The sequence below is a fragment of the Nonomuraea sp. NPDC000554 genome, assembly GCF_040300065.1.
Taxonomy (GTDB): domain Bacteria; phylum Actinomycetota; class Actinomycetes; order Streptosporangiales; family Streptosporangiaceae; genus Nonomuraea.
Window position 1 is genome coordinate 17,963 of sequence record NZ_JBEPDC010000017.1, and the last position, 25,095, is coordinate 43,057.

Genomic DNA, 25,095 nt, shown 5'->3' on the forward strand with positions numbered 1-25,095 from the left:
CAATATCTGTCATATTTCCTGACATAATCCATTGTCTGGATGAGACGGCCGCTTTACCGTCCCGTTATGGACCTCGAGCTCAGGCACCTCAGGATCGTTCGGGCGGTCGCGGACGCTGGAAGTGTCAGCAAGGCCGCGTCCCTGCTCGGGTTGGCGCAGCCCGCCCTGACCGCCCAGCTCAAGCGCGTCGAGCGGATGCTCGGCGGCGCCCTGTTCGAACGCGACCGCCGCGGCGCCAGGCCGACCCGGCTCGGCGAGCTGGTGCTCGCCCGCGCCCGGGTACTCCTGCCCGCCGCCAAGGAGTTACAGGACGAAGCCCTCCGATTCGCCCACACCTCCTCTCCCGGCTTCCGCATCGGAGCCACCAACGGCCCCATCCTGGGCGGGCTCGTCGACCGGGTCGCCGCCGAACGCCACGTGAGCACGTACACGTCCTGGTCGACCCGCGAGCTGACCAGCATGGTCGAGATGGGCCGCCTGGACTACGTGCTGACCGGCGCCTGCGGCGACAGCGGCACGCCCTCCGGCTCCCTGCTGTGGGAGACGATCAGCCTCGACCCGGTCTTCACGCTGGTCGGCGAGCGGCACCCGGCCGCCGCCGAGAAGGAGGTGGAGCTGGCCGAACTGGCGGACGAGCAGTGGGCGGTCACACCGGGCGACGGCTGCTTCGCCGACTGCTTCGCCATGGCCTGCGTCCGCGCCGGCTTCACCCCCGGAACGATCTACGAGACCGACGTGACCACCTGCGCCCACCTCGCCCAGGTCGGCCGCGCCGTGGTGCTCTGCCAGGCCACCCACCAGGCCGCGCCCGGCCTGGTCATGGTCCCGCTCGCGGGCGCGCCGCTGCGCTGGCGGCAACTCCTCGGACGGCACCCCACCGCGCCGGACGCCGAGTGGGTCGTCGCCCAGGCCAGACAGGCCCACACCGAGTCGGTACGGCGCAGCCCCGTGTACAACGACTGGCTGGCACGGAACCCAGGCTTCGGCACCACCCCAAACGCCCGTCTCCACCCCCATTGACGCCCATCATCACGCCATAACACGGAGATAGGGGACAACTGGCATCTCCTCGCCTCCCCCGGCCCGCCGTTACGGTGACGGCACCCCCAGCAGAGGAGATGACATGCTCCGTCGCACTCCCGCGCTGATCGCGATCGCGATCGGCGCCTTAGTCATGACCGCCACTCCGGCTGTCGCGGCGAAGCCGCCGTCCGGAGTGGTGGACGCCCTCCAGCGGGACCTCGGCATCACCAAGGAGCAGGCGGTGAACCGCCTGGCCAACGAGGCACGCGGCAACGGCGCGGCGCCGGGGCTGCGCAAGAAGCTCGCCGACCGGTACGCCGGCGCGTGGTACGAGGGGCCGGAGAGCGCCTTCGTCGTGGCCAGCGTCGACAAGGCCGACACCGGCGCCATCGCCACCGCCGGCGCGCAGGCCAGGATCGTCACGCGGACCCTCGCCCAGCTCACCGCCGTCAAGGACGGCCTCGACCGGGCGTCCGCTCCCCCCGCGACGGTGTACGGATGGGCCATCACGCCGCAGGCGAACAGCGTCACCGTCCAGGCGGCCGACCCGGCGGCGGCGCAGAGCTGGGTGGCCGCGAGCGGTGTGGACGCCGCGGCCGTGACCGTCGAGCAGGCGTCCGAACGGCCCGGGCTGTTCTACGACATCCGCGGCGGCGACGCCTACTACATCCCGTCCAAGGGGTACCGGTGCTCCATCGGGTTCGCCGCCAGGCGCGGCACCCAGGTCGGCTTCACCAGCGCGGGCCACTGCGGCAGCGTCGGCGACGCCACCACCGGCTACAACCAGGTCGCCCAGGGCACCTTCCAGATCTCCTCCTTCCCCGGCAACGACTACTCCTGGGTGGCGACCAACTCCAACTGGACCGCGCCCGGCGTGGTCAACGGCTACAGCGCCGGCATCCTGCCCGTCCGCGGCTCGGCGGTCACCCAGGTGGGCGGCGCGGTCTGCCGCTCCGGCTCGACCACCCAGTGGCACTGCGGCACCGTCCAGGCGCTCAACTCCACCGTCAACTACCCCGAAGGCACCGTGTCCGGGCTGACCCGCACCAACGTGTGCGCGGAGCCGGGCGACTCCGGCGGCGCGTTCATCTCCGGTGACCAGGCGCAGGGCATGACGTCCGGTGGCTCCGGCAACTGCAGCAGCGGCGGCACCACGTACTTCCAGCCCATCGGCGAGATCCTCTCCGCCGCCGGTCTGACGCTCATCACCGCCGGCGGCACCCCGCCCCCGACGTGCCAGGGCCACCGCGAGACGTACACCGGCTCCCTGACGTCCAACCAGAGCGCCTACCAGCCGAACAACTCCTCGTACCAGACGACGACGTCCGGCACGCACAGCGCCTGCCTGGACGGCCCCACCGGCGCCGACTTCGACCTGTACCTGGAGAAGTGGAACGGTTCCGCCTGGACCGTCGTCGCGACCAGCGACAGCCCGAACCCCGACGAGACGATCAGCTACAACGGGACGGCCGGAACCTACCGGCTCCGCATCCACGCCTACAGCGGCTCAGGCTCCTACACCCTCGGCCTGACCCACCCGTAGCCTCGTGATCCGGCCGGGGAGCAGGGCGCCCTCCTCCCCGGCGGCCACCCCCTACTCCCCCACTTCTGCGAACCTCCTCGCAGGAACGCTCCCCACGTTCACGAACCTCCCCACGTTCACGGACCCCCCACGTTCACGAACCTCCTCACGGGAACGGTCCCGTCGGCCTCCGCCTCCCGCGGCTCACACCAGGCTGTACTCCCAGCCGGGCTTCCAGTCGAACGGCGCGTCCACCAGTTCCTCCAGCGGGACCCCTTCCAGCAGGTACTGCAACGCCCACCGGTTGGCCGAGTGCGAGATGACCAGCACCGCGCATCCCTGCCACTCCTTCATCACGTCCGCGAGGAACGCCGCCGTCTCCGCCACGACATGGCGGTAGCTCTGCCCGCCCGGCCACGGCGCGTCGATGTGCCTGCGCCGCAGCGCCGCCACCTCGGTGACGGGCCGCCCGTTGTAGATCCCGTAGTCGCACTCCCTGAGCCGGGAGTCGAGCCTGATCTCCTTGCCGTCCGGAAACGCGATCTCCGCGGTCTGCACGGCACGCCGCAGGTCGGACGCGTACACCACGTCCACGTCCCGCCGCCGCGCCCCCAACTCAGCGGCCAGCTCACGCCCCGCAGCGGACAACTCGCCCGGCAGCCACCCGGTGGCGATGCCGATCTCGTTGTCCACGGTGATCGAGTGCGTCTCGTAGATCAGTCTGACGGCCATGATCCGACGCTACCCGGGAGGCGCCGCCCCAGATGAAGAAATTTCGCATCCGTCCCCCTCTCACATCAGGAGAGCCCGGTACCCCGCGAGCGCCGCTGGGACTATGATCGCTTTGGGCTCCATCTTCCCTCGCGGGCATGAAACAATGTGCGGTGCGGGCGGTCACACTGGTGGCGCAAGGGGGGCATATCCGGATCCGATGCTCTACCCTTAGCCTGCCGTAAAGCCTCCCGCAGGCCAGACAACTGAATCCAGGGGCGGTAGCTCAGCCGGTCAGAGCATCGGACTCATAATCCGTGGGTCGTGGGTTCAAGTCCCACCCGCCCTACTCTTCAATACCGCGTCCGACCTGGGGTTTCTCGGTTCTCGCCGGCCTCGGATCACGTTGTTGATCATGGCTGGTTGCTCGACGGTTGCTCTTGTGTACGGACCGTGTATGGCGGTAGATCATTTAGACCTGTAGGGCGTCAAATCGCGCGCACGTGGGTTGATCTGGGGTTTCACCAGTCAAGCTAGGCGGCTCGGCGGTACTCGCTGATCGCTCCTCCAAGTATCTTGTGGCGTTCGATCCGGCCTTCCATCGGCACCACAACATGCTCATCGTGATCGGGTGGTCGTTGCCCACGGGACTGATGCGGCCGATGCGCGTTGTAATGATCGATGTACTCGTTCAGAACCGAGCACAGGTGACGTTCTCCGTAAATCAGCATGCGGTCGGTGCACTCAGCCCGCACCGTCCGCACCCAGCGCTCGGCAAAGCAATTCGCCCTCGGCGTCCGCGGCGGCGTCCTCAACACCGTGATACCCACGGCGGCAAACACCTCATCGAAAACAGCAGTGAACTTGGCATCCCGATCGCGAATGAGGAAACGGAACGACCCTGCCCGCTCGCCGAGGTCCATCAGGAGATTGCGGGCCTGCTGAGCGGTCCACGCCCCGGTCGGACGGGAGGTCACGCCCAGGACGTGCACCCGTCGCGTTCGAACCTCCATCACGAACAACACGTACAAGCGCTTCAGAAAGATCGAGTCAACATGGAAGAAATCGCAAGCCAGAAGCCCTTTAGCCTGCGACCGTAAGAAGGTCCGCCAGGAGGTGTCGAGATGTCGGGGCGCCGGGCCGAAACGGCGCGAGCGCAGGATGCGCCGTACCGTCGCCCCGCTGACCTGGAAGCCAAGCCGCGTCAACTCCCCGTGCACCCGTCGATGGCCCCATCCGGGGTTCTCCCTCGCCAGGCGAATGATCAGGTCCCGGATCTCCCAGCTCGTTCCTGGACGCCCGGGCCGATGCGGGTAGGTCCAGGCCCGTCGCAACAGGCGACGATGCCATGCCAGCAATGTCGCCGGAGTGACCAGCCGATGGGCGCGTAGCACCGCTGGCAACCACCGGGCCAACGCCGCGAGAACAGCCCGATCGGCCCAGTCCGGCTTCGGGCGTCCGACCTGACGCCGCAGCACCGCCGCCTCGTGACGCAACACCATGATCTCCGCGTCCTTCGACGCGTGACCGCGGCCCAGCAACATCAGCCAGCCGAACACCCGAAGCACGAGCAGATAGAGCAAGCGGACAAGCACAAGACGCGATCTTTCCTGCAGGGACGAACCCCGTCAAACCACAGGTCAGAGCCGTCGTGGCTGTATTTTGACGCGGTACAGGGTGCGCCGCCGCTGCGGCGGGATGTCTCGTACAGCGGCCTGCCAGGGTTTCATTCGGGGTCGGCGGGTGGCTGGAGTTGCTGAGTCATGGTGGTGTCGTCGGTCAGGCGCCAGTGCTCGACGATGCGCCCGCCTCTGATCCGTTCGAACTGCATCTGGGTGACGCGGAAGGCCCGCCCTGTGGGTGGCTGCCCGAACAGCGGCCCGGTGTGAGTGCCGGTGACGGTGGTTCGTACCGCCACGACGTCTCCGTCGGTCACCAGGTGTTCGATCTCGTAGTGCAGGTCGGGGAATCCGGCTCGCATCCCGCTGATGATCGGGCGCAGCCCGTCCGGACCGGGTGGGACATCAGGCATGCCGGCGTTGTGGTTGACGTAGTCGGCGGCGATGACGTCGTCGAGGATGTCCAGGTCACCGGTGTTCCACGCCTGAAAGTACCGGTCGATCAGGTGACGTGCCTGAGGGGTGTTCGTGGCCTGGTCGCGGCCGGTGGGGGTGGCCAGCTCGACCAGCACACCGTCGAGGTCGCGTACCAGCGCCACGGTCTGGCCCCACGGCTTGACCACCACGTCGGTGACCTTCTCGGCGCCCGCACGCACCGCCCGGGTCAGTGCGCTCGGCACGTCATCGGTCAGCAGAGTCAGGTTCAGGCCCGGCGGCGGAGCGTCCGGGCGGGTGGCGCTGACCCCAGTGGGCAGCGCCGCGGAGGAGACGGCGAACCCGTGCTCGGCGAACGCCAGCACGGTGGTACCGGTGTGCAGTTCGGCGTACTGGCCGCCGGGGTGACAGAACCGTTGCTGCAGGCCGAACGCCTCGATGTAGAAGGCCAACGTCCGTTCGACATCGGCGACGTACAGCACGGTGTATCCGAAGGTGAGGTTCACGCCCCCCACGCTTTCGTCCGGGGGTCTGCGCAGTCTTGAACGATCCGGCAGCCACGGGCCGCCGGTCATCGCACCGGATCAAGGGCCCGGGGATCCGGTGCCACGTTGGACAGCACGCTGCCGGGGGTCAGGCCGGTCAGGGTGCGCATCTGCCGGCAGAGGTGTGCCTGGTCGCTGTACCCGCTGCGGTGAGCGATCTCCGCCAACGACAACCGGCGCGCCCCGCCCAAGACCAGCGCCCGCTGCAGGCGCCGGATTTGATGGAACGTGCTCGGTGGCAACCCCACATGCTCGGCGAACACCGACCGGACCGACCGTTCTGAGATCCCCAGCGCATCCGCCACCGAGCGGATTGACGGCGCCCGCACCGCAGTGCTCACCAGTTCACATGCCCGCAACGCCCGAACCTGGCTGGGCGTGTGGGGCACTGTCAGCTGCCCAAGAAAGGCCACGAGCGCGGCCATCACGTCCCCGGTCGCCGGTCCGGCCGGTTCCAGTGTCCCGATCCGGACCACTCGTCCGCACAGGTCATCTGCGGTCATCCCGGTCAGGATGGACAGGGCTCCGGGCCGCAGGCGAGCCCCCACCACGGCCGACTCCGCGGGGATCGGCTGGTGGTGCGCCCGATGGCTTGGCCCGACCGCCAGCACTCGCAGAGCACCGGTGACGACCACATCGCTGTACCCGTCCGGGAACACCGGATGCCGCCACGTCCCCGGCGACAACGCCCGAACCTGCCACAACGCTCGCACCTGATGCCGCAAGATCACCGGAACCGTACATTCGGCGTACTCGGCCAGATCCGAGTCCACCAACACCGAGGCGCCCCCGCCCAAGACCAACCGCGGCAGACCGGAACCCGGCAAGACCACACACCTCCACCCCGACCTTGAACCGCCGCACACGCGGCTCTGGCCAGCTGGGGTTACCGACCCTGACGGCCCTCCAGTCTGTAACCGCAACGACGTACATTCTGCCAGGCCAGGGCCGCGGACACATCGGGAGGTTCGCGCAGGGCTGCTCATCATGGCCGGGAAAACCCTGTGGGTGTCAAGAACTCGGCCGCCCTATGCGACCTGCACATATTCGTGGATCAGCCCGCCGAGGCGGTCACGCCGGATGACCTTGATATCGTCCTCGACCGGGTCGGGAAGGGCTCGCAGCGGGGCGGCCTGGCCCAGGGAGCGATGCGGGCGATGCTCATTGAAGTGGGTCTCGTAGATCGCCAGCACGCGTCGTAAGTGGCGGGCGTTTACGATGAGAATCCGATCGAGGAGTTCTCGGCGCAGGCCGCCGATCCAGCGTTCGGCGAAAGCGTTGGCCCGCGGAGCTCGAGGTGGCGTCTTGAGAATGCGGATGCCTGCGGCCGTGAAGACTTCGTCGAACATGGTGGTGAAGTTCGTATCCCGATCATGGATGAGGAATTTGAACCCCTCCGCTCTGTCCCCCAGCTCGATCATCAGGTTCCTGGCCTGCTGCGCAACCCAGGGCCCGGTCGGATGCTCGGTGACGCCGAGGACGTGCACCCGGCGGGTGCTGATTTCCATGACGACCAGGCAATACAGGCGTTTGAACAGCACGGTGTCACAGTGGAAGAAGTCGCATGCCAAGATCCCCGTTGCTTGAGCGCGCAGAAACTCACTCCAGGTCGGCCCCGCGCGTCGTGGCGCCGGGTCGATACCGGCCTTCTTCAAGATCAGCCACACCGTGGAGGCCCCGACCCGGGAACCCAGGGCGGCGAGTTCCCCGGCGATCCGCCGGTAACCCCACAGCGGATTCTCCCGGGCCAGACGAAGTATCAAGGCCCGGATGGTGCCGCGGGTGCGAGGCCGACCCTGGCTTCGCCGCTTGAAGGTCCAGCGCCGCCGTACCAGATCGGCGTGCCTGCGCAGCAGCGTGCCCGGCGTCACGAACAACCGCCGACGACCTTCCAGAGACAGCAGCCGCGGCCAGCGCGCTGATCATCGCTCGATCCGCCCACGCCAGCTGAGGCCTGGCCACCTGCCGACGCAACACCGCGAGCTGATGACGCAAGGCCAGAATCTCCGCCTCCTTCGACCTCTGCGAGCGCCCCGACAGCACCAGCCAACCCGCGAGCCGAACGAAGATCAGATAAAGCAACCGCAACGCCATGAACAGCGATCATGCCCGCCAGAACAGAAACGCCGAACCCCAGGTCAACCCCAACGGCCGAGTTTCGGGCATCCACAGGCGCCACGTCCCTGATCTCGACCTGATGACGTCGTTCGGGCCCGACCGCGTGGCGCGGCTGCTGCGCGACGGCCGCGGCCTGCTGCTGACGACCGCGGACGAGGCCGTGTTCGAGGCCGTGTTCGCCGAGGCGTGGTCGGCCAGGATCGGCCGGATGCATGTGCAGGGCGAACTCGGGGCGGACGCGGTGCTGGTACGGCCTGACGGTTATGTCTGCTGGGCTGGTTCCGCCGCCGACGTCTCCAGCCTGGCCGACGCCTTGGCACAGTGGGCGGGCGCCGCCGTGACCACCCGCGATCATCATGGGGTGCCCCATGAGCGCCGCTTCCCCTCCGACCTGACCGACGCGCAATAAGCGCTGATCGGGCCGCTGCTTCCCACTCCGAACACGGGCGGACGGCCCGAGAAGCACCCGCGCCGCGACATCGTGGACGCGATCTTGTATGCGGTGCGGACCGGCTGCGCCCGGCGCCTGACCGGCGCCAGCTCGACGGCTGTCGTCGTCTCGTTCCCCGGCCGTCGACAGGGACCGACAGGCCCAACGCTCGACGGACGCCGGGGATGGGAGACGAGTCGGCCTATAGGCCGGGCTCAGACGCCGCCCCTCTGTGACCTTGCACTTCTCCCGGACACGCTCCCGGCCCTGCGCCTGCCGAAAACTCCATCCATGCAGCTCAAGGGGGCATGGCTTCTTGATCGTCGGAGAAATCCTGAAGCCTGCCGTCAAGAAGATGACAAACCAGAAGGGACGAGACCTGGGCGTCATCGTGGACGGGGATGGCTTCGTCGTCCGCGCCGTGACATGGGCCGAGGTGATCCAAGACGTCTGTAGCTGACTTGCTTTCGTCCGCCAGGCGCTCGACTGCCAGAGCGCCAACGACAGTATCTGCAGCGTGCTCACGGCCAATGTCTTCCCGACCTGACGACCTCCAGCCACGCCTCGAAGTGGAAACGATCCGAATCACCACAAAGCGAATAGTCAAGGGCGCGCCATCGGCGTCGCTTTGGGCCAACGCCACCGCCGTCGACATGCTCGGTTCGTGCTCTTCGGCACCCGAAACAGAGGAACACAGGGCGGCATCATCAGACATTTTGAAAGCGATATTCGCAGACTAAATGATACAATCGGATAGCTTACGGCAGGGTCAGGCATAATAGCTGCGGACTTTTAATCCGTAGGTTCCGGGTTCGAGCCCCGGGCGCCCTACCACCCTACACCCCATCTGACCTGGGCTTTCGCGATTTTCGACTCGTTTCCGGGAGGCGGAAATGGCCGAGTAGGTGCTCGGACAGTGCTCTTCGGCAGGCGTCAGGCATGCGGGCGGACCCGACAGCGGGCACGCGTATCGGCCCCTGGACCCCGCAGGTCAAGCCAGACCCGCCAGAAGCGCAAGGGAAGGGCAAAGCAGAAGGGGTGACGGGCGGCTCGTGTCCGGCCTGATCACAGGCCCGCTCGAGCTCGCGTAGATCATCTTCGGCCGGGCCGGAGCGGCCCTGTCACGTTACCGCGTTCTGATCCCATCTGTTACCTCTGGGGCCAGCGAGCGATTAGGGCGAGTCGAGGTGCGCCGGTCCGGCTGGATGCCGTGGGCGATGCCGTTGACCGTTGCGGAAGCCGACCGACAGATCGCGTGGGAACAGCACATCCTCGCCGCCCCCGTATTCGCCGACGCAGAACATTCGCGAGGCCACTCTGAAGGGCCGGGAATGCCACCGCCCGCAAGGGACACCACGGAGGAAGCCCGCGGGTGATCACCGACGACGTGCTGCACATCGCGCTCCATCACTGCGCGAACGGCGAATCGGTGGAGGACATCCGTGCGGACCTGATCATCTCCACCCGCAAGCTCAAGAGATAGCACCCTAGATGAATGATTCCAAGGGGGCGCGGGATCAATGGTCAGGCGTTATCTAGGGTTGGAGGGCCTGCCGAGATCCGTCGGTGATGAAGCACTCGATGCCGCCGGCTTGCTCCGCGATATGGCGCAACCGCTCGTCCGGGTCCGCGACGTCGATCGGGATGTAGCAGGCGCCGGCTTTTAGGACTCCGAGCATCGCGGCGAAGAGCTCAGGGGTACGCGATAGGCACAACCCGATCGGGGTGCCTGGGCGGACTCCGACATCCAGCAGCCAGTCGGCCACACCGTTGGCCAGCCGATCGAGTTCGGCGTAGCCGACCTCCCGAGCGCCGTGCACCACTGCGATGGCATCAGCCCCCCCTTGCTGTTCGGCCACGCGCTCGAAGAGCCCGTGAACGGTGAAAGCGGGGTATTCCACAGCGCTACCCGTCCATGCGCTCAAGGGCTGCTCAGCCCCCGGGGACCGGACAGTACTGTCTGCGCTGTTCATTGTGCGGTTCCTCCATGGAGTCACATCTGCTTACGCGTGAGTTACGCCTGGCCGGGACGCTGCGGCTCGGCCCACGACAAGGGCGCAGCACGGATGCCGACCCCTGATCAGGGTCGCGCAGAGTTGCTTTCCTTCTGGCAATAACGGGCATGCAGAGCGACACAGGTGCTGATGCCGACTAACCAAGACGTCCTCGTCGAGGGGCAAAGGCCGCTATCGGAGCAGCCAGAGAAGCAAGAGTCGATTACTGATTCCCTTGCCGGGGCCGTCTCCAGACAGGTCATGCCAAGCCTTACGGCCTCCTTGACGAGATGGGATACCGACGCCGACAGGGCGCCGGTCACCCCGATGCGTATGGGGATGAGAGCCGCGTTCCGGCGATCGGTGAGCAGGTTGCTCTGCCTTGGCGGATACCCCTGAAAGAGCCGAACGGGCCAATCACGCAGGGTGGGTCGAGGGGTGCTCAAGTCCGACGCGAAGGGTGCCAGGTCTGGTGTGGCGCAGGTCGCCACCAGCGTCGATGACGGAGTAAGTGGCCGGTGGCGGTGTCGCGGAGGAGCCTCCATACGAGGTCGACAAGGCGGCCCTTGCTGCAGTACCGACGTCGATCACGAGGACGGGTATGTAAGGCAGGTGGCGTGGAGCGCTGCGGCCGTGGTGATGTTCTATCTCGTCGTCTGGTTCGTCATGGGCCGGTTGGAGCGCACACGCTGCTGTTGCGGGTGGTCGAGGATGACTCCGCAAGGGTTCGCTGGAACCGCTGCGCGAGTTCGGCGGTCTTTAGACGACGTCTCATTTGGTGAGTCGGCGGTAGCAAATTAGCGCTGCGGCGATGGCGACGAAGGAGGCGAAGTGGTCGGCTCGGCGTTAGTAGCGGCGGTGTAAGCGGCGGCAGCCGGCCAGCCAGGAGACCGTCCGTTCGACTACCCAGCGGTGCCGGCCCAGGCGCTGGCTGGATTCGATCCCGCGGCGGGCGATGCGCGGGATGATGCCGCGCCCGCGCAGGAAGGTGCGCAGGTGCGGGTAGTCGTAGCCCTTGTCTCCGTGCAGCTTGCCCGGTCGGCGACGGCGCGGGCCGCGGCGGGAGCGGATCGGCGGGATGGCACGTACCAGCGGCTCTAGTCCCAGGCTGTCGTGGGTGTTGGCCGCGCTGATCGCGACAGAGATCGGCAGACCGGACCGCTCGGTGATGAGATGGATCTTCGACCCTTTCTTGCCGCGATCGACAGGATTCGGGCCTGTCAGGTCCCCCCTTTGACGGCCCGCACGCTGACGGAGTCGATCGCGCATCGCGACCAGTCCAGCTGCCCGCGCGAGCCGAGCTCATCGAGCAGGATGCGATACAGCTTGGCCCACACCCGGGCCTCTCTCCACTCGACGAAGCGGCGATGCACCGTTTGCCAGGAGGCGCCGAAGATCGGCGGGAGCTGACGCCAGGTGCACCCGGTGGTCGCCACGAACACGATCGCAGCCAAGATCAAGCGGTTGTCGGCTCGCCGCCGGCCACCGCCCTGCGGCCGGATCGGTGACGGTGGCAGCACTCGCTGAAACAGCTCCCACAGCTCGTCGGGAACCAGCCGGTCCATGAACGCATCCATGATCAATCCAACGAATTGATCACCAAACGAGACACGATCTAAAGAGGTCCTAACAGAATGATCTTTGTTGTGATTTGATCTCTCGCTGTACAGTACTTGCCCCCGCACTCCTCGTGAAGGCGGCACCAGTTCGGACCTGCTACTTATGATCAAGGGCGCGGCTGCCTCGCAGAGACGAACAACCGAACGCTTGCGACGACGACAAGAGGCCTCGACTGCAGCACTTCATACCGGTATCGCCCTCTGATGGTCGCGGTTCGGCGGGCACATAGGCTGCATCACTGGCAAGACCGCCACGCCCTCCAACTCTCTGACTATTCCCTGGGATTAGCAGTTGCGAACAACCCAGCTGGTCGTCCAAATCGCCGAGGAGTAGGTTCGGCGGCCTCCTCCGGCGACCGTCCAGCAGCCAATGCTGGAATTCCCGTTCAGGACGACCTTGAACTTGTGCGTTGCGGTGCATTTGTTACGAACGACATAGCCAGCTTGCGAGCCGCCGACAATCATGTCTGGCCCCGAAACGCGGACACCGCAGAATCCGGGATCCGCCGATGCCGTACCGGTGAGAGCCATGGTCGAGGCAACCATGGCAGCGCTCGTGACGACTATCTTGATACGCAGAGCACGTTTCGCAGTGATGAGCATACGCCGATCCCCTTTCAGCAGTTCTGGGCGTAGGCCCAGAACTTCCCGGTCGATACCAGGAACGATTTCGTCGCCTTCGGCGCGATCTTGCCACACGAACTCGTTCGGCCGGCCCCGTCGTTGACCCTGACCTTGATGGTGTGGCCGCACCGGTTGTACACCGGGAAGACCATCCCCTCGTAGGCCGGGCTCCCTTCCCCTACTCGAGCGCAGGTTCCTGGGTCGGCAAGGGCCGAGGGGGCGGTGACGAGCGATACCCCGCCGCCGAGCGCGATACTGAAAGCGATGACGGCGGCCTGCTTTTTCCTTTTCACCTTCACCTCACGTAGGCAGATTTTCGCGAATTAAGTCTTCGCGGCTGATCGCAAATTTCGTACTACGCAGCGCCGTGTAGCCGGCAGCCTGTACGAGCTGACCGCGCCAACCGCCGCAAGCACCCCCGACGTCCTGGTTCTTCACTGCATGTTGCCCCCCTTTACCGTGTGATCGACTGGTGATCCTCATCGTGCGGCGGGCGGTGTTGAGGATGTGTTGAGGATGTGTTGAGGTGGGCCGGAATCGGGCGCTCCAGCTCCAGGCGACCAGGTGGAGGAGGTCATCGAGCTGCGGCTAACGTCAACCCCGACAGTCTCCGAGAGCAGCAGCTGGCCAACATCCCCGCATCTACGGCCCCGAGAAAGAGTCGCTCGGCGTGCTGGCCATCGAGATCGAACTCCTCCAGCCCGCCACCGCCTGAGACACCATTGACCCGCCACCACGACGATGGCCCACCGCATCGCGTCGGGCCATCGTCTGCTCCGGAGCACACCATCGTGGCCGTGCGGCGCCTCTGGGCGGGGCTATGTGATCGCCCTGGTCAGCGACATAGCTACCCATTTCTCTCGTACTTGGTCTGCCCCCTATGAGGCCGGTATGCGTAGCAGACGGGTCGAGCTCGCAGGAATAGGCGGCTGCCTCACCGTCAATGGCGTATGAGGAGAAGGCACCACGGTGAGCGCCACAGTACCCCGAAGGGCCCTTGGCTAGTTTTGCGCTGGCGCGTCCAGCACAGCCGGGGCATGTCACTCAGGTCGACGGCTTATCGGCAGGCCGCTCCGCCATCGCCACCGGCAAGCTCATCCTCGACGAGCCGGCCGGCGCCTGCGGAGGGTGGGTTGGTGAAGAGCCCTCAGGAAAAGGCCAGGACATCGGCGGCTTCTGCGGTGCGCGTGATGGGGGCGCGGTCGGTAGGCGTGCCCGGCACCCAGGATGCCCTCGACCTCAACCACCTCACTGGTTGCTCCGGTATTCACCGAGGCCCTACTGGCTGGGGACACATCGTGAACGGTGCGATGCCAGGCAGGTAGCGGGACCATTCACCGGCGGTGAGCGTACGACCGGCGCGCACGCACAGGGTCGCGGCCATGTGCCGCTCGTCCACGTCGAACACACGGATCGTGCCGTCGGGGGCGGCGGTGTGGAGTTTCGTGCCGTCCGCAGAGAATGCCACCCACCCGCCGTCGGCGCCGTCCGCCGCCTGCTTGCCGTCGAAGACGACGCCCAGCGGTCGCCGGCTCGGCACGTCCCAGAGACGTACGCGCAAACCCTTCTCGTACGTCGCGATCGTGCGCCCATCAGGCGACCAGGCCAGCATGGTGACCTCGCTGCCCGGCACCGCGGGGAACTCCGCGATCCGGGTACTGACGTCGCCGTCCCACAGAGTGAGCCGGCCGGGCCCGGAGAAGGCCACCTGCCGACCGTCCGGGCTGAAGGCGAAGGCGCCGGCGAGCTGCCCGGTGCCCTGTTCGGGAGGCCGGGTGGCGCCCTTCTCCGGATCGATGAGCTGGAGCGGGTTTCCGGTCACGAGCAGCCGTCCGTCAGGGCGGAAGGCGAGGTCGTTCGCGCCCGTCCCGGTCTCCGCTCGTCGAGATCCGCGTTCCAGGTCCCACAGTTCAACGCGACCGTGTTTCCCGTAGCGCGACACGGCCAGCGTGCGTCCGTCCGGACTGAACGCCAGCGCCTGGGCGCCCTGCTCGACGCCGCCCCCCAGCTTGAGCCGGGCCGACACCTTATACCCGGGCAGATCCGCATACCCGGGCAGATCCGCGATGTGGACTGTGTCGTCGGCGGCCAGGGCGAGCCGGCGGCCGTCGGGACTGAAGGCGGTCGCGCCGCCACCGCCCGACCGGCTGGTCAGTTTCATCAAAGCGCGGCCCGTCGCCGCGTCCCTGACCTCTATCCGGTCCTCCCAGATCGCGGCCAGCACGCGCGTGGAGGGAGCCAGCCGTACGTCCCCGCTCTCGCCGCCGCCGATCGGCGGGTCGAACACCATCGAGACGTCCTCGGTGTGGACGGCACCGTGTTCATCCAGATAGCGGACGGCCCGGTCGGCGAGGTCGAAGTGGAGCCCGCCGAAGAAGGCGGGCATGGCCTGGCTGTACACCGTGTCATAGGTGAAGCGCCGCTGAAAGGTCAGTTGCTCCCGGCTGCCCCAGTGGGCGATGAAAGCATCGCCGAAGACGAAACCGGCCTCCGGGCCTACCCGGTCCTGGCCCATCACCTCCGCACCGGACGGCACCTCGAACATACGGATCCTGCTCTTCTCTTCCGAATTCACAAGCTCCGTGGTCATCATCATCTTGCCGTCGTCGCTGAAGGTGGTCTGGTTGATGACGCCCTTGTCCTGCTCGGTCGGCGGGATCGGCGTCCTCTTGCCCCGGCGCAGGTCCCACAACTCCGCGTCATGGCTCTTCACCACGTAGCCGAAGCGGCCGTCCCGGCTGATCGCGTTGAGCGCGGCTCCCGAGGGAGCGGTGAGCTGCTTACGCTTGGCGACGTCCCACCACTCGGGCAGGGCTTTCGCTCCCCAGGGGATGGCGAGGTAGTGCCCGGAGCTGTCGAAGCTCAGTGTGCCGCCGCCCGATTGCCTGCCTTGACGGGCGATGGTGGCGCCGAGCGGTCTTCCGGTGCGCGTGTCCCACAGCCGTACCTTCTCGTGGTCGAGGAGGGCCAGGGTGTGCCCGTCGGGGGCGAGCGCGGCTTGGGACACCTCCGCGCTCACCCCGGACAGCACGCCGGTCCGCCGTTGGCCGGTGACGTCCCAGATCCTGGCTGTCCCGCCGTCCACGGACACGAGCACACGGCCATCCTGGCTGAGGTTCTGCACGGTCGCGGCCGTGAAGTCGGGGTCGAGGAAGACGGAGGTCGGGGTCTGAGAGAGCGAGTCGTAGAGCGCGCCGCGGGTCTCGGGCAGCTCCGGGCTCAGCCGCCAGCCGGCCACGCTCAGCAGCTTCGCGAGCTGAGGGTCGCTCTGCCGCAGGTCGGCGGCTCGCAGTGCGAGCTCCCGCGCCAGCGCCTCGTCGCGCTGGCGGCTCGACTGCCTGCGCAGGTACTCCGCGGTGCCGAGCCCGCCGAGCGCGACCACGAGCAGTACGGCCAGGGCCGCCGCGACCAGACGGCGTCTCCTCGCCCTCGTACGGGCCAGGCTCACCGCCTCGTCGAGGAACTCGCGTTCGCGCCGTCCCAGTGTGAGGTCCTTGTGCGCGGTGGCGGCCCACTGCAGCGTCTGGTCGAGTGCTGAGCCGTGCAGCAGGTCGGCCGGTCTTCTGCCGTGCTCATTCCACAGCGCGGCCGCCTCGGCGAGTCGCCGGTGGACGGGCAGCCCTTCGCGGTTGCCCGCCACCCAGTCGCGCAGCCGGGGCCAGGCGTGCAGGAGGCCGGGCGTGGCCAGTTCGTACGCGGCGCCGGACCGTGTGACCAGGCCCGCGGCGCCGAACACGGTGAGCATCGCGTCCACGGCCTGCGAGTCCGGCAGCTCGTCCCTGCCGACGGGCCGGAGTTCGTCGCCGTCGATCATCCGCAGGAACACCTCGGGCGCGGTCGCACGCTCGGCCTCGGTCAGCTCGCCGTAGAGCTCCTCCGCGATCGCGCCCAGGTCGGGCTCGGGCCGTCCGGTCAGGGCACCCGCCTGCGTAAGGCCGCGTTCGAGCAGGTCGTCGCCGCGGCGGAGCGGCGCCTCGCCGCCATGGCCCAGCAGCCGCAGCAGCACCTCCCCGGCGGCCGGCCGCTCCGTGGGATCCCGGGCAAGCGCTGCGGCCACCAACTCATCCAGGGGTTCAGGCAGGCCGCACACGTCCGGCTCGAACTCCATCACCCGCCCGATGACGGCGGTCGGATCCCCCGCCTCGATCACGTCCTTGCCCCGGGCTGCGAACAGCACCACCATCGCCCATGCCCACAGGTCGGCCGCCTCGCTCGCGCCCCGCCCCGAGAACACCTCCGGCGGTATGTATCCGGGCGTGCCCATGATCGGCCCGCTCGTCGTCGGCCCCACCTCACGGGCCACACCGAAATCGATCACGCGCGGCCCGTCCGGCCCCATGATGATGTTGTCCGGTTTGAGATCGCGATGCACAATCCCGCCCTGGTGGATGGCGGTCAGCGCGGTCGCCACCCCGATCGCCAGCCGGCGCAGCGCGTCCTTCTCGTACGACCCCGACTCCGCCACCACCCGCCTCAGGCTCGGCCCTGGCACGAACTCGCTGACGATGTACAGCGGCGCCGAATCGACCTGTGCCTCGATCACCTTGGCGGTGCAGAACGAGGCCACCCGCTGGGCAGCCGCCGCCTCCTTCGCGAGTCTGGCGCGTGATTCGGCGCTGTCGTACCTGGGGACCTTGATCGCGACCCGCTCTCCCGCCTCCCCGTAGCCCTCGTAGACGACGCCCTGGCCGCCCGCGCCCAGCCGGCCGGCGAGCCAGTAGCCGCCGAGGCGGTGCGGGTCCGCGGGAGTGAGAGGAGTCATCAAGTGTGCCATTCTGATCCAAATCTCCTCCTCGAAGGAAGGCGCGGGTGGAAATTTCGCATCCTGGGGCTGCTGGCGTTGTTCCTATTGAACGCGGGAAGGCCGCTGACGACTGAGCGGCTGCGCAGGTTGCCGCGCCCGCCACGTCCTGAGACGAACGGCCCATGGCCCCTACCGACCGCCGCAGACAACAACAGGTCCCGCAAGCACGCTCGCAGTCCGCAGAGGCGCCGCGATCCTCAATGAGGGACAGGGTCCTGCCGAGCGGAGACCACGCATCTCGATCTCGAATCCCGCGTCCTGTTCGCGCCGTGATGGGATGCCGTCTTGGTTCGGGTTGAGCAACCGAACGGCCAGTGGCGTTGGCGATCGCCATCCGCTACGGAACGTCATCCAACTGATCGGCATTGGGGCTAGCCGATGGGGACGCAAATCACCGAAACCTCGACGGTGATCGTCTTGCTCTTGGGGTTGAGGAAGAACAGACCCCAGGCGTCGGCCACGCTCCCCGGCTTGTCGCTGGTGGTCTCGGGCGCGTTCACCTCGACGGTCACAGGATTCTCCAGGTCGTGGTCTCCGCGGTAGGCGTAGCCGCCGCCGATGGCGTGCTGCTCCGGCGGGCACACCACGTTCGTGGAGAGATAACCCTTGGGGACTTGCCTGCTCTCCTTCACAACGGTGACCGCGGGCCCCGACAGCCGGCCCGCCGCCGCGACCCCGCCCCAGGCGAGCGCGCCGCCCACCACCACGCCTGCGGCGACGAGCCCGAACCGCGAAAGCCTGCCCATGACCACTTCCCATCTCGATCGGTATGGGACGAGGGTAGATCGGTCGTGTTGAGGATCTGTTGAGGATCCGTCAGACCGCTGACCAGGCAACGGTGAATGTGATGGCCAGGCCACCTTCGCGCGCCTGGCCGGGCGGTGGAACATCTGTCGTCAGGCAGGGGCGGCCGGAGAGAACGGCTGGGGGGATGACGGCCTGGCGGAAGCCGCGCGAAGACACACGTAAGAGGAGCAGGAGCGGCGCGTCGGAGAACGTCAAGCCGGCCCTCGTGGACGGCTCCTCTCTCGTGGGCATTCGGCTCGATGTCGGCACCGTCGTCCTGCTTCGTGAGGAGAGTTGGCAGTTCAGACGTCATACGGGCGTGGCGATCTCCCGACCTGGGATGACCAGGCCGGACTCGTACGCCATGGCCACCGCCTGCGCGCGGCTGCTCAGGTTCAGCTTCGTCATGGCCCGGTTGAGGTGAGTCTTGACCGTGGCCTCGCTGACGCACAGCCGGGCGGCGTTCGCCGGCGTGCAGCGTGCGCGTGAGGTCACTTGGCACGTGGATAGGCGACCATGGTGTTTGTGGAGTCGTCCCAGAACAGACCGTATCCGGAGTAGTCGCCGAAGGGAGTCACGATGTAGTCGCCGGGCTGGACCTGGCCTGTGGCGAGGTCGATGGTGACCCGCGCGTCGGCCTGGTCGGCAGTCGAGGCGCCGATACCGAAAGCGACGCCGTCATCGGTCACACCGCTGAGATGGACCGGCTTGTCCTGGTCTGTCTCCTCGAAGCAGTGGCCGGTGCCTTTGCCCAGGTCGAAGGCCGTGTGGCTGCGGACGAGATAGCGTCCGCCGGCAGACAGGGAGGCCCCCTTGGAGTCGTCGGCCGTCACGCGCTGATCCGGCGCGCAGTCGACCTTGGCGCGGACCCTTCCCGTGGCGGGGTCCAGGACGGCCCACGTGTCGTTGGGCGCGCCTTCGTCGCGCCACTGCGCGACGAGGGAGTCCTTGACCGGGGCGATGAAGATCTTGTGATCGCTGTTGGTGGTGAGAGTTCCGCCCGCCCAGGCTCCCGGCACCCAGTAGTGGCGGCTGGGCTGGGTGTTGGTAGCCAGCAGCGGCCCACGAGGGGTGACCGCCACGGCCTTGGTCGAGCCGAAACACAGCTTGCACTCGCTGGCTGGAGGTCTCATCTTGCGCAGGTCGTACGTCTTCGTCGCGCCTGTGGCCGGCTCCACGGTCACTACCACATCGTTGTCCAGGCTCACCAACAGCCCGCCACCGCCGTCGGTGACCGCACCCTCGCCGTCCAGTTCGAGATGGTGAGCCGCCTTGACGCCGTCTCCAGCGGCACGGGCGGGGAAGATGTCGATCGTGGTGACCTGCCGGCCCTTGCTGACCACGTCGGCGCCCTGTAAGCCGGACGCGGAGGCGACCAGGTAGTCCTTTCCCTGCACGGTGACCGAGAGGGCTGACATCAGGCCGGGGCCCTTCACCTCGCTCTTCCACAGGCTTTGGCCGCTGGTCACGTCCAGGACAGTGAAGGTGCCGTCGTTCTTGCCGCCCTGCCGGAAGACGGCGACCGCCCCGGAGTGCGGCAGGGTGAGCTGGTCCCCCGGCAGGTCTGACTCCCAGCCGCGGGAAGTGTCATAGAGGCTGGGCACCGACAGTTGCGTTCTCGGCGCGACACGCTCAGGGGAGGCGGACGAGGACGGCGTCGGTGCCGGCGTGCTGGTCCGGGGTCCGTGCGACCTTCCCGAGTCATCGCTTCCCGCACCTCCTCCGCAGGAGGTGAGAAGACCGGCGGCCACCACTGCCACGAGTACGCACCTGGGCCGATTCACGCGAATCCTCCATGAAAACAGAACGTATCGGTCGGTTCGATCGCTGAGATCGCCGTAATGTCCGGGGACGTTTTGGACCTGAACAGGCCATGGATCTGGCACGGTTGCTCTCACCCATTGCCCGCCATGCGAACGCGATCAATTTCTGATGACCGAACAGGGCAGGATCATGGTGCCGTGATCGGGCAAGGCCTCGCGTCCTGGACAGCAGCGAAGATGAAACCCCAGGAACTCCGCTCGGCATGGCGAAGAGGGGGCCGGGAGTCCCCGCCGGAGGCACCCTCATTCAACGCCACTCAATGAACGCCGCAGTGTCGCCGAGCGTGGAGAACTCCCCGGCTCGCTCGACCTTCTGGGGCGTGGATCCCGGCTTGGTGTCGCAGAGGTAGTAATCTATCGCGGCCCCTTTCTCGGAGAGAAACGCGAATCTCTGACCGTCAGGGGAGATCACCATGGCGTGGTTGTTGTAGTCGTTGCTGGGGACTATGGGCACCCCAGGCTCCGCCCCCGAGGCGATGTTCAGCGCGGCGAACCTGCCATCCGCGCTGCACAGCACCGTGTCGTTGTCGAGCCAGCCGCCGCTGCCGCAAGAGATGTCTCTGCCCTCGTCCACGAGGTCCGGGCCCACCCCTTGGCCCTCCGCCGGGACGTCCAGGACGTGACCTTCCGCCAGGAGGCGTTTGCCGTCCGGTGAGAGGAAGGCGCTGCCGGCCAGCACCGCCCTGCTCGGCGTTCTGCCCACCATGATGAGGTTGCTCTCGCCGACCATCCCGATCTCCAACCGGTCGACCGCCTTGTGGTCCCCGGCAAGCGCTCGACTCGCGACCCGGTCCTTGGTTGAGATCCCAGGCTGGTCGGCTACCTCGTACGTGAACCAGACCGCGCTCCCGTCCCGTGAGAAGGCCGCGTTGTGCTCGTGCGGAGTGTTGCCGAATTCCTCGTTCCCGGTCAGATCGGTGAACTTGCCCGCACGGTCGACGTACCCCACATGAGTCGCCGCGGTCTGCGGGTCCTGGGTGACCACGGCCATCTTCGTGAAGTCCTGGTCGAAGAGCGATCGGATGGCTGCCACATCCCCGGCATCAGCGGGCAGCTCATCGGGCTCGCACAGTTGCCTCACGGCGGTGTTCGGCGTGGCCCTGTCGGACTCGACAATCGCCGTGTCCGGCAGTTGGAACCGCGCATGCGCCAGGTGCTTCCAGCTTTGCGGGTTCCAGCCATCGACGTCGATGACTCCGCCGCTGCCGTTTCCCGGCGAGCAGACAGCCGTAATGATCATGTTCTGCTGGGTGAAGTCTCCGCTGGTGGCAGTCTCCGAAGATCTCTGACCGGCGTTTTCGCCCGGCCCGCGCTCTTCGCTGGCTGAGGAACAGGCAACGAGGCTTGCTGCCAAGACCAGCGAGAGAAGGGTCGCCGTTGCTCTCGGCGTGTCAACCATTCGTCTCTCCCCTGTCCAATTTCGGCCCGCTTCGCACAAAGGGCTTTGGCAGGCCTTCACCTCATCAAGTTGCCGATGAAAGCGAGTGGTTTCGAGAGGGCATTCCTGGTCCGGGGACGAGCAGACCCGCCGCCAGGATGAAGGTGATGGCCCTGGTTCTTGATTCTCACGAGGGGCTCTGCTATGTGTGATCGCGATCGGCGTTCGGCCTGCACGTCTCGTAGTTCGAGTGACGGATGGAACTGAAGTTGTCGATCGACATCCAGCCGTACGTCCCCGTTCCCTTCACCCGGCCATAGACCCAGAGGTTGCCGCGCCCGTTCTTCACCCAGCAGTGAAAGTAGATGACCCGGCCCCTGCCGAGCCTGGTCACGTTCCCGCACCGGTCCGCGTAGGGCCCCTTCTTGAGGTTGTAGGAGCCCTTCATCACGCCGTAGCCGCCGTCCAGGTTGGAGATGGAGGCGTCGTACACGGAACACGGAGATGGGGTGGCCGACGCGGCCGGCCCGTTCACGAGTGCCGCCGCCATGATCGCGCCGGTCGTAACCAGCATTCCTACTGACTTGGTCCCGGACCGCATGGTGCCTCCTTCGTCCCGTTGATCAGCTGGCGATCCACATGGTGCGCCGGGCGGTGTTGAGAACGTGTTGAGTATTCGTTGAGGGGGCGGGGAGCAGGCCGGCCCACGCCCCGGTCGATGGCATCCACGTCGACGTCCCGCTGGAGGAGCGCAAGCTATGCCTGCTGGTGGTGATCGGCGTGCGCGCTGACAGGCGTGAAGAACGTGTCGCCTTGGCCGAGCCGAAACCTCGTCCGTGCAGTTCAAGCGGCATGTGAGTATTCGTGGAGGACGCCGCCGAGCCGGTCTCGTCGGCTGGGCTGGATCGATGATCGGATCCGGGACGGCGCGTAGTTGAGCCGCCTGGTCCAGGGCTTGACGGGCTCGGTGCTCGTTAAGCAAACCGCAGGTGGCGTTCGTTCCAGAGCAGGGATCGATCCAAGAGTTCACGGCGACAGGACTGCACCCACCGCTCCGTGATCGAGTCATCCCTGGCATCCGGATACCGGTGAGCACGGTCTGAATGCCGGCATCGGTAAGGATCTCCTCCTTGAGGGCCGGGAACTTCCCGTCCCGGTCACGGATCAGGAAGCGCGCCCGGCAGCCCACATCCTCCAGATCCATCACGAGATTCCGGATCGCCTGGATGACCCAGGTGGCGTCGGGTGGGAGGTGACGCTCAGCACGCCCGCGATCGGATTCGGGAACTGTCGGACCGGTCCCGGCTGCTGGTGCCGGTCGAGACAACGGAAACTCCGCCCGCGTCATCGACAAGATCAGGACCTACGCCCTTGCGAGGCTCGCGTTATTCCTCGGCAAGAGGCGGCGCGCCGTTTCGGCAGCGCGGTCGCCCGGAGGGCGACAGCCGCCAATGTCACAGCGACGGCAACGAACGCCTGGCCGTAGCCGGCCGCCAGAGCCTCCGCCTGGCTGCCGGGCTGGCGCGGCGAGATCGAAGGACTTCGTGTCAGCCCGGTGGGCGCTGAAGACCAGCTCGCCCAATTGGATGAGCGAGCTCGCCGTGCCATCACCATCAGCCTTGGCACGCCCACCTTCCCGGACATTGCCGGTCGCGATGAGTTCGGTTCAACAGCCGATCACGTATCGATTGGCGGGATTCACACGACGGTTGTTCTGGTCTTGCCGACCGTCCAGGCACTCAGGAGCGCTTGGCTCCGGATGGCTCAGGTGCGTGATGACATGGTCGATGCCCACTCAAGCCGAAGGTCAGGCCGGTGCCGCCGCGCCGGGCCGAGTCAGCCTGTACGCGGCCAGGAGCGACGTCCAGGCCATGACGAGCGCGATGGCGAGGGCGAAGGCGACATTGGCCACCCGGGAGCCCTGCGTCGTGAAGATCGAGCTCCAGGCCGCCAGGAAGAGCGCGCCGGTCACCGTACTGAGGGCAGCCCAGCCGCGGCGGCCGGTCGCCGCGAATTGTCGGCCGAACACGAAACACGCGGCGATCAGCGCGAGAAAGGCGACCCCGGAGACGAGCAGGTGCACCATCCCGTGCGTGCTCATGCTCGTGGGCGGGCCGAGGGGCGTCCCCGGCGGGAAGCCGTCGGCAGGGTCGGCGGAGAAGAATGCGGCGGCGACCATCCCGGAGCCGAAGACACCGACCAGCCGCGGCCCCCAGGCGCCGCCCCGGCCCGCCGGACCACGTGCCCGGTACAGGCCGACCGCTCCCGCCAGGAACAGCAGGCCGCTGACCGCGAAGTTGGCGATCTGCATCCATCCCTGGTCACCGTTGCTCAGCATGCTGGCCGGGTACCGGCTGATGTCGAACCCGTCCCTGGTGAGCATCTGCAGCAGGACCACGACGATGTAGAGCGGGCCGGCGACGGTGCCGCACATCAGCAGCGTCCGCGTCGCCCCGCCGGCCGCTGTGGTGGTGAGGTTCTCGCTCATCCGGCCCGCTCCTCTCACGAGAAGGAGACGACCCGCCGCGCGGCGGGTCATCTGTCGCCGTCCCTGCCGGTCTCGGGAGCGAAGTGCCGCACGGCGAACGCGACGGCCGCGGCGAGGACGTCGTCGCCGGTGCCCCAAGCGGCCTGGACCGCGCGTCCCCAGGCGTGGCAGCCGGCGGTGACGAACTCTTTCGCCTCAGGTGTGTCCCCCCAGGTCGCGGGGTCGAACGTGACGCCGCGCAGGAACAGGTCGAGGCCGAGCAGCGCGAGGTCCCAGCCGACTCCGATGCCGATCGTGGCGCCGGGCCCGTACGTGCGCGCCATCTCATCGACGATCTCGGCGGGTGCGGCGTGCTCCAGTTCCAGGACGGTCCCGCCATCGCCGCCGCCGGGCGCCAGGCGCACTTCGACCTCGGTGGGCATGCCCTGCCCCAAGGCCCAGGTCACTTTGATCAGATAGGGCTTCTCGCAGCGCAGGATCTCCCCGCCGGCGTTGTTCTTGAGCTGGAAGGTACCGCCGAGCCGCAGGTCGCCGTCGATCGGGGCGAGCCATCGGCTGATCCGGTCGGGGTCGGTGCAGGCGCTCCACACCTCCTCGATCGAGGCGTCGTACGTGCGCCGCAGCAGCAGTGAGCGTCCCGCGCCGGCGGCGACCGCCTGGTTGCCGATCTTCCGTTGAGTGGCGTTGATCTGGTTGATGATGTCGATCATTCGTCTTCTTCCTCTTCGTTGTTCGAGCCTGGTCGTCCATCCGCGGACGGCGTCTCGGCAAGCGGGTAGTGGCGCTCGCGCCGGGCGCGCGCGAGTTCGGTGCCCAGTGCGTCCAAGCGTCGGCTCCAGAACCGGCGAAAGCGCTCCAGCTGGATGCAAGGGGGCCGACGCCGTACGGGCACCGGGGTGCCGACCGCGTCGCCGAGCACGTCGAGTGCGTGCACGAGCCATAGTGTCACCCACTACTTATATAAGTCAACGTTGATACAGTCGAGATCGGTCGGGGATGACACCCGCGGAGGGGTGTAACTAGGTGATCGACTGCTGTGATTCTGCTTGTGTGGTGAGTTCGACCGGGTCGCGTGCGGTGGCATCGGTGCGGAGCTTGTCCGCTCAACGCGCCCTCAACACAGACTCATCATCCGCAGCCATACCTTCTTGTGGGCGGTCAGGACGCCGGGTGGCG

At 67.2% G+C, this 25,095-nt stretch carries 21 protein-coding genes, 1 tRNA gene and 2 pseudogenes; 5 read left to right on the forward strand and 19 right to left on the reverse strand.

Going from position 1 to position 25,095, the window contains the following annotated elements; translation table 11 throughout:
• The first annotated feature begins 66 nt into the window (after nucleotides 1-66).
• Nucleotides 67-1,020, forward strand: a complete 954-nt coding sequence (locus ABT294_RS29095; protein WP_350809476.1) for a LysR family transcriptional regulator — start codon at nucleotides 67-69, stop codon at nucleotides 1,018-1,020.
• 103 nt (nucleotides 1,021-1,123) lie between these two features.
• A complete protein-coding gene (locus ABT294_RS29100) occupies nucleotides 1,124-2,566 on the forward strand; it encodes a S1 family peptidase (protein ID WP_350809477.1) in 1,443 nt (480 codons plus the stop codon).
• 183 nt (nucleotides 2,567-2,749) lie between these two features.
• Here ABT294_RS29100 and ABT294_RS29105 read toward each other — a convergent pair whose 3' ends face one another.
• Entirely contained in the window at nucleotides 2,750-3,277 is a 528-nt protein-coding gene (locus ABT294_RS29105) for a histidine phosphatase family protein (protein ID WP_350809478.1), read from the reverse strand.
• A gap of 254 nt (nucleotides 3,278-3,531) precedes the next feature.
• On the opposite strand from ABT294_RS29105, the gene ABT294_RS29110 reads away from it, so the two are divergent.
• Nucleotides 3,532-3,605: transfer RNA gene (locus ABT294_RS29110), tRNA-Ile, on the forward strand.
• Nucleotides 3,606-3,789: 184 nt separating this feature from the next.
• Here ABT294_RS29110 and ABT294_RS29115 read toward each other — a convergent pair.
• The 4 genes from ABT294_RS29115 to ABT294_RS29130 form a co-directional block, all read right to left on the reverse strand.
• A complete protein-coding gene (locus ABT294_RS29115; protein ID WP_350809479.1) occupies nucleotides 3,790-4,839 on the reverse strand; it encodes an integrase core domain-containing protein in 1,050 nt (349 codons plus the stop codon).
• Between the two features lie 143 nt (nucleotides 4,840-4,982).
• Nucleotides 4,983-5,816: an ester cyclase gene (locus ABT294_RS29120; protein WP_350809480.1), complete on the reverse strand. Its 834-nt coding sequence runs from the start codon at nucleotides 5,814-5,816 to the stop codon at nucleotides 4,983-4,985.
• A 65-nt stretch (nucleotides 5,817-5,881) separates the two neighbouring features.
• Nucleotides 5,882-6,682: a helix-turn-helix domain-containing protein gene (locus ABT294_RS29125; RefSeq protein ID WP_350809481.1), complete on the reverse strand. Its 801-nt coding sequence runs from the start codon at nucleotides 6,680-6,682 to the stop codon at nucleotides 5,882-5,884.
• Between the two features lie 201 nt (nucleotides 6,683-6,883).
• A complete protein-coding gene (locus tag ABT294_RS29130) occupies nucleotides 6,884-7,726 on the reverse strand; it encodes an integrase core domain-containing protein (RefSeq protein ID WP_350809660.1) in 843 nt (280 codons plus the stop codon).
• Between the two features lie 221 nt (nucleotides 7,727-7,947).
• Here ABT294_RS29130 and ABT294_RS29135 point away from each other — a divergent pair, with 221 nt between their 5' ends.
• Nucleotides 7,948-8,382: an aromatic-ring hydroxylase C-terminal domain-containing protein gene (locus tag ABT294_RS29135; protein ID WP_350809482.1), complete on the forward strand. Its 435-nt coding sequence runs from the start codon at nucleotides 7,948-7,950 to the stop codon at nucleotides 8,380-8,382.
• A gap of 3 nt (nucleotides 8,383-8,385) precedes the next feature.
• Nucleotides 8,386-8,499: pseudogene (locus tag ABT294_RS29140) on the forward strand (transposase); the annotation flags it as partial.
• Between the two features lie 202 nt (nucleotides 8,500-8,701).
• Here ABT294_RS29140 and ABT294_RS29145 read toward each other — a convergent pair.
• From ABT294_RS29145 to ABT294_RS29210, 14 genes and pseudogenes are all read right to left on the reverse strand, one after another.
• Nucleotides 8,702-9,118: a hypothetical protein gene (locus ABT294_RS29145; RefSeq protein WP_350809483.1), complete on the reverse strand. Its 417-nt coding sequence runs from the start codon at nucleotides 9,116-9,118 to the stop codon at nucleotides 8,702-8,704.
• Nucleotides 9,119-9,938: 820 nt separating this feature from the next.
• Nucleotides 9,939-10,304, reverse strand: a complete 366-nt coding sequence (locus tag ABT294_RS29150; protein WP_350809484.1) for an AMP-binding protein — start codon at nucleotides 10,302-10,304, stop codon at nucleotides 9,939-9,941.
• A gap of 864 nt (nucleotides 10,305-11,168) precedes the next feature.
• Nucleotides 11,169-11,962 (reverse strand): annotated as a pseudogene (locus ABT294_RS29155) (IS5 family transposase).
• Nucleotides 11,963-12,301: 339 nt separating this feature from the next.
• Nucleotides 12,302-12,619 carry a hypothetical protein gene (locus ABT294_RS29160; RefSeq protein WP_350809485.1) on the reverse strand — a complete coding sequence of 106 codons (318 nt, stop codon included), beginning with the start codon at nucleotides 12,617-12,619 and terminating at the stop codon, nucleotides 12,302-12,304.
• A 14-nt stretch (nucleotides 12,620-12,633) separates the two neighbouring features.
• Nucleotides 12,634-12,939, reverse strand: coding sequence for a hypothetical protein (locus tag ABT294_RS29165; RefSeq protein WP_350809486.1), 306 nt, complete (start codon nucleotides 12,937-12,939; stop codon nucleotides 12,634-12,636).
• 968 nt (nucleotides 12,940-13,907) lie between these two features.
• Complete coding sequence (locus ABT294_RS29170) at nucleotides 13,908-17,402, reverse strand: protein kinase domain-containing protein (RefSeq protein WP_350809661.1); 3,495 nt, start codon at nucleotides 17,400-17,402, stop codon at nucleotides 13,908-13,910.
• Between the two features lie 413 nt (nucleotides 17,403-17,815).
• On the reverse strand, nucleotides 17,816-18,190 hold the full coding sequence (locus tag ABT294_RS29175) for a hypothetical protein (protein WP_350809487.1): 375 nt from the start codon (nucleotides 18,188-18,190) through the stop codon (nucleotides 17,816-17,818).
• Nucleotides 18,191-18,539: 349 nt separating this feature from the next.
• Nucleotides 18,540-18,725: a response regulator transcription factor gene (locus tag ABT294_RS29180; RefSeq protein WP_502912152.1), complete on the reverse strand. Its 186-nt coding sequence runs from the start codon at nucleotides 18,723-18,725 to the stop codon at nucleotides 18,540-18,542.
• Complete coding sequence (locus tag ABT294_RS29185; RefSeq protein ID WP_350809488.1) at nucleotides 18,722-19,834, reverse strand: hypothetical protein; 1,113 nt, start codon at nucleotides 19,832-19,834, stop codon at nucleotides 18,722-18,724. The genes ABT294_RS29180 and ABT294_RS29185 overlap by 4 nt, the downstream gene beginning before the upstream one ends.
• A 466-nt stretch (nucleotides 19,835-20,300) precedes the next feature.
• Nucleotides 20,301-21,452 carry a hypothetical protein gene (locus tag ABT294_RS29190; protein WP_350809489.1) on the reverse strand — a complete coding sequence of 384 codons (1,152 nt, stop codon included), beginning with the start codon at nucleotides 21,450-21,452 and terminating at the stop codon, nucleotides 20,301-20,303.
• A 181-nt stretch (nucleotides 21,453-21,633) separates the two neighbouring features.
• A complete protein-coding gene (locus ABT294_RS29195; RefSeq protein WP_350809490.1) occupies nucleotides 21,634-22,032 on the reverse strand; it encodes a hypothetical protein in 399 nt (132 codons plus the stop codon).
• 1,206 nt (nucleotides 22,033-23,238) lie between these two features.
• Nucleotides 23,239-23,919 (reverse strand): DUF998 domain-containing protein, encoded by a 681-nt coding sequence (locus ABT294_RS29200; RefSeq protein ID WP_350809491.1) that lies wholly within the window; start codon nucleotides 23,917-23,919, stop codon nucleotides 23,239-23,241.
• Nucleotides 23,920-23,966: 47 nt separating this feature from the next.
• A complete protein-coding gene (locus ABT294_RS29205; RefSeq protein ID WP_350809492.1) occupies nucleotides 23,967-24,629 on the reverse strand; it encodes an SRPBCC family protein in 663 nt (220 codons plus the stop codon).
• Nucleotides 24,626-24,853, reverse strand: coding sequence for a hypothetical protein (locus ABT294_RS29210; RefSeq protein ID WP_350809493.1), 228 nt, complete (start codon nucleotides 24,851-24,853; stop codon nucleotides 24,626-24,628). The genes ABT294_RS29205 and ABT294_RS29210 overlap by 4 nt, the downstream gene beginning before the upstream one ends.
• Nucleotides 24,854-25,095: the final 242 nt, after the last annotated feature.

Bases quoted from the DNA above. Each gene is read 5' to 3' on its own strand.
- ABT294_RS29095 (WP_350809476.1), top strand. From the start codon at position 67: ATGGACCTCGAGCTCAGGCACCTCAGGATCGTTCGGGCGGTCGCGGAC.
- ABT294_RS29100 (WP_350809477.1), top strand. From the start codon at position 1,124: ATGCTCCGTCGCACTCCCGCGCTGATCGCGATCGCGATCGGCGCCTTA.
- ABT294_RS29105 (WP_350809478.1), bottom strand. From the start codon at position 3,277: ATGGCCGTCAGACTGATCTACGAGACGCACTCGATCACCGTGGACAAC.
- ABT294_RS29135 (WP_350809482.1), top strand. From the start codon at position 7,948: ATGAACAGCGATCATGCCCGCCAGAACAGAAACGCCGAACCCCAGGTC.
- ABT294_RS29145 (WP_350809483.1), bottom strand. From the start codon at position 9,118: ATGTCTGATGATGCCGCCCTGTGTTCCTCTGTTTCGGGTGCCGAAGAG.
- ABT294_RS29160 (WP_350809485.1), bottom strand. From the start codon at position 12,619: ATGCTCATCACTGCGAAACGTGCTCTGCGTATCAAGATAGTCGTCACG.
- ABT294_RS29170 (WP_350809661.1), bottom strand. From the start codon at position 17,402: ATGACTCCTCTCACTCCCGCGGACCCGCACCGCCTCGGCGGCTACTGG.
- ABT294_RS29175 (WP_350809487.1), bottom strand. From the start codon at position 18,190: ATGGGCAGGCTTTCGCGGTTCGGGCTCGTCGCCGCAGGCGTGGTGGTG.
- ABT294_RS29190 (WP_350809489.1), bottom strand. From the start codon at position 21,452: ATGGTTGACACGCCGAGAGCAACGGCGACCCTTCTCTCGCTGGTCTTG.
- ABT294_RS29195 (WP_350809490.1), bottom strand. From the start codon at position 22,032: ATGCGGTCCGGGACCAAGTCAGTAGGAATGCTGGTTACGACCGGCGCG.
- ABT294_RS29200 (WP_350809491.1), bottom strand. From the start codon at position 23,919: ATGAGCGAGAACCTCACCACCACAGCGGCCGGCGGGGCGACGCGGACG.
- ABT294_RS29205 (WP_350809492.1), bottom strand. From the start codon at position 24,629: ATGATCGACATCATCAACCAGATCAACGCCACTCAACGGAAGATCGGC.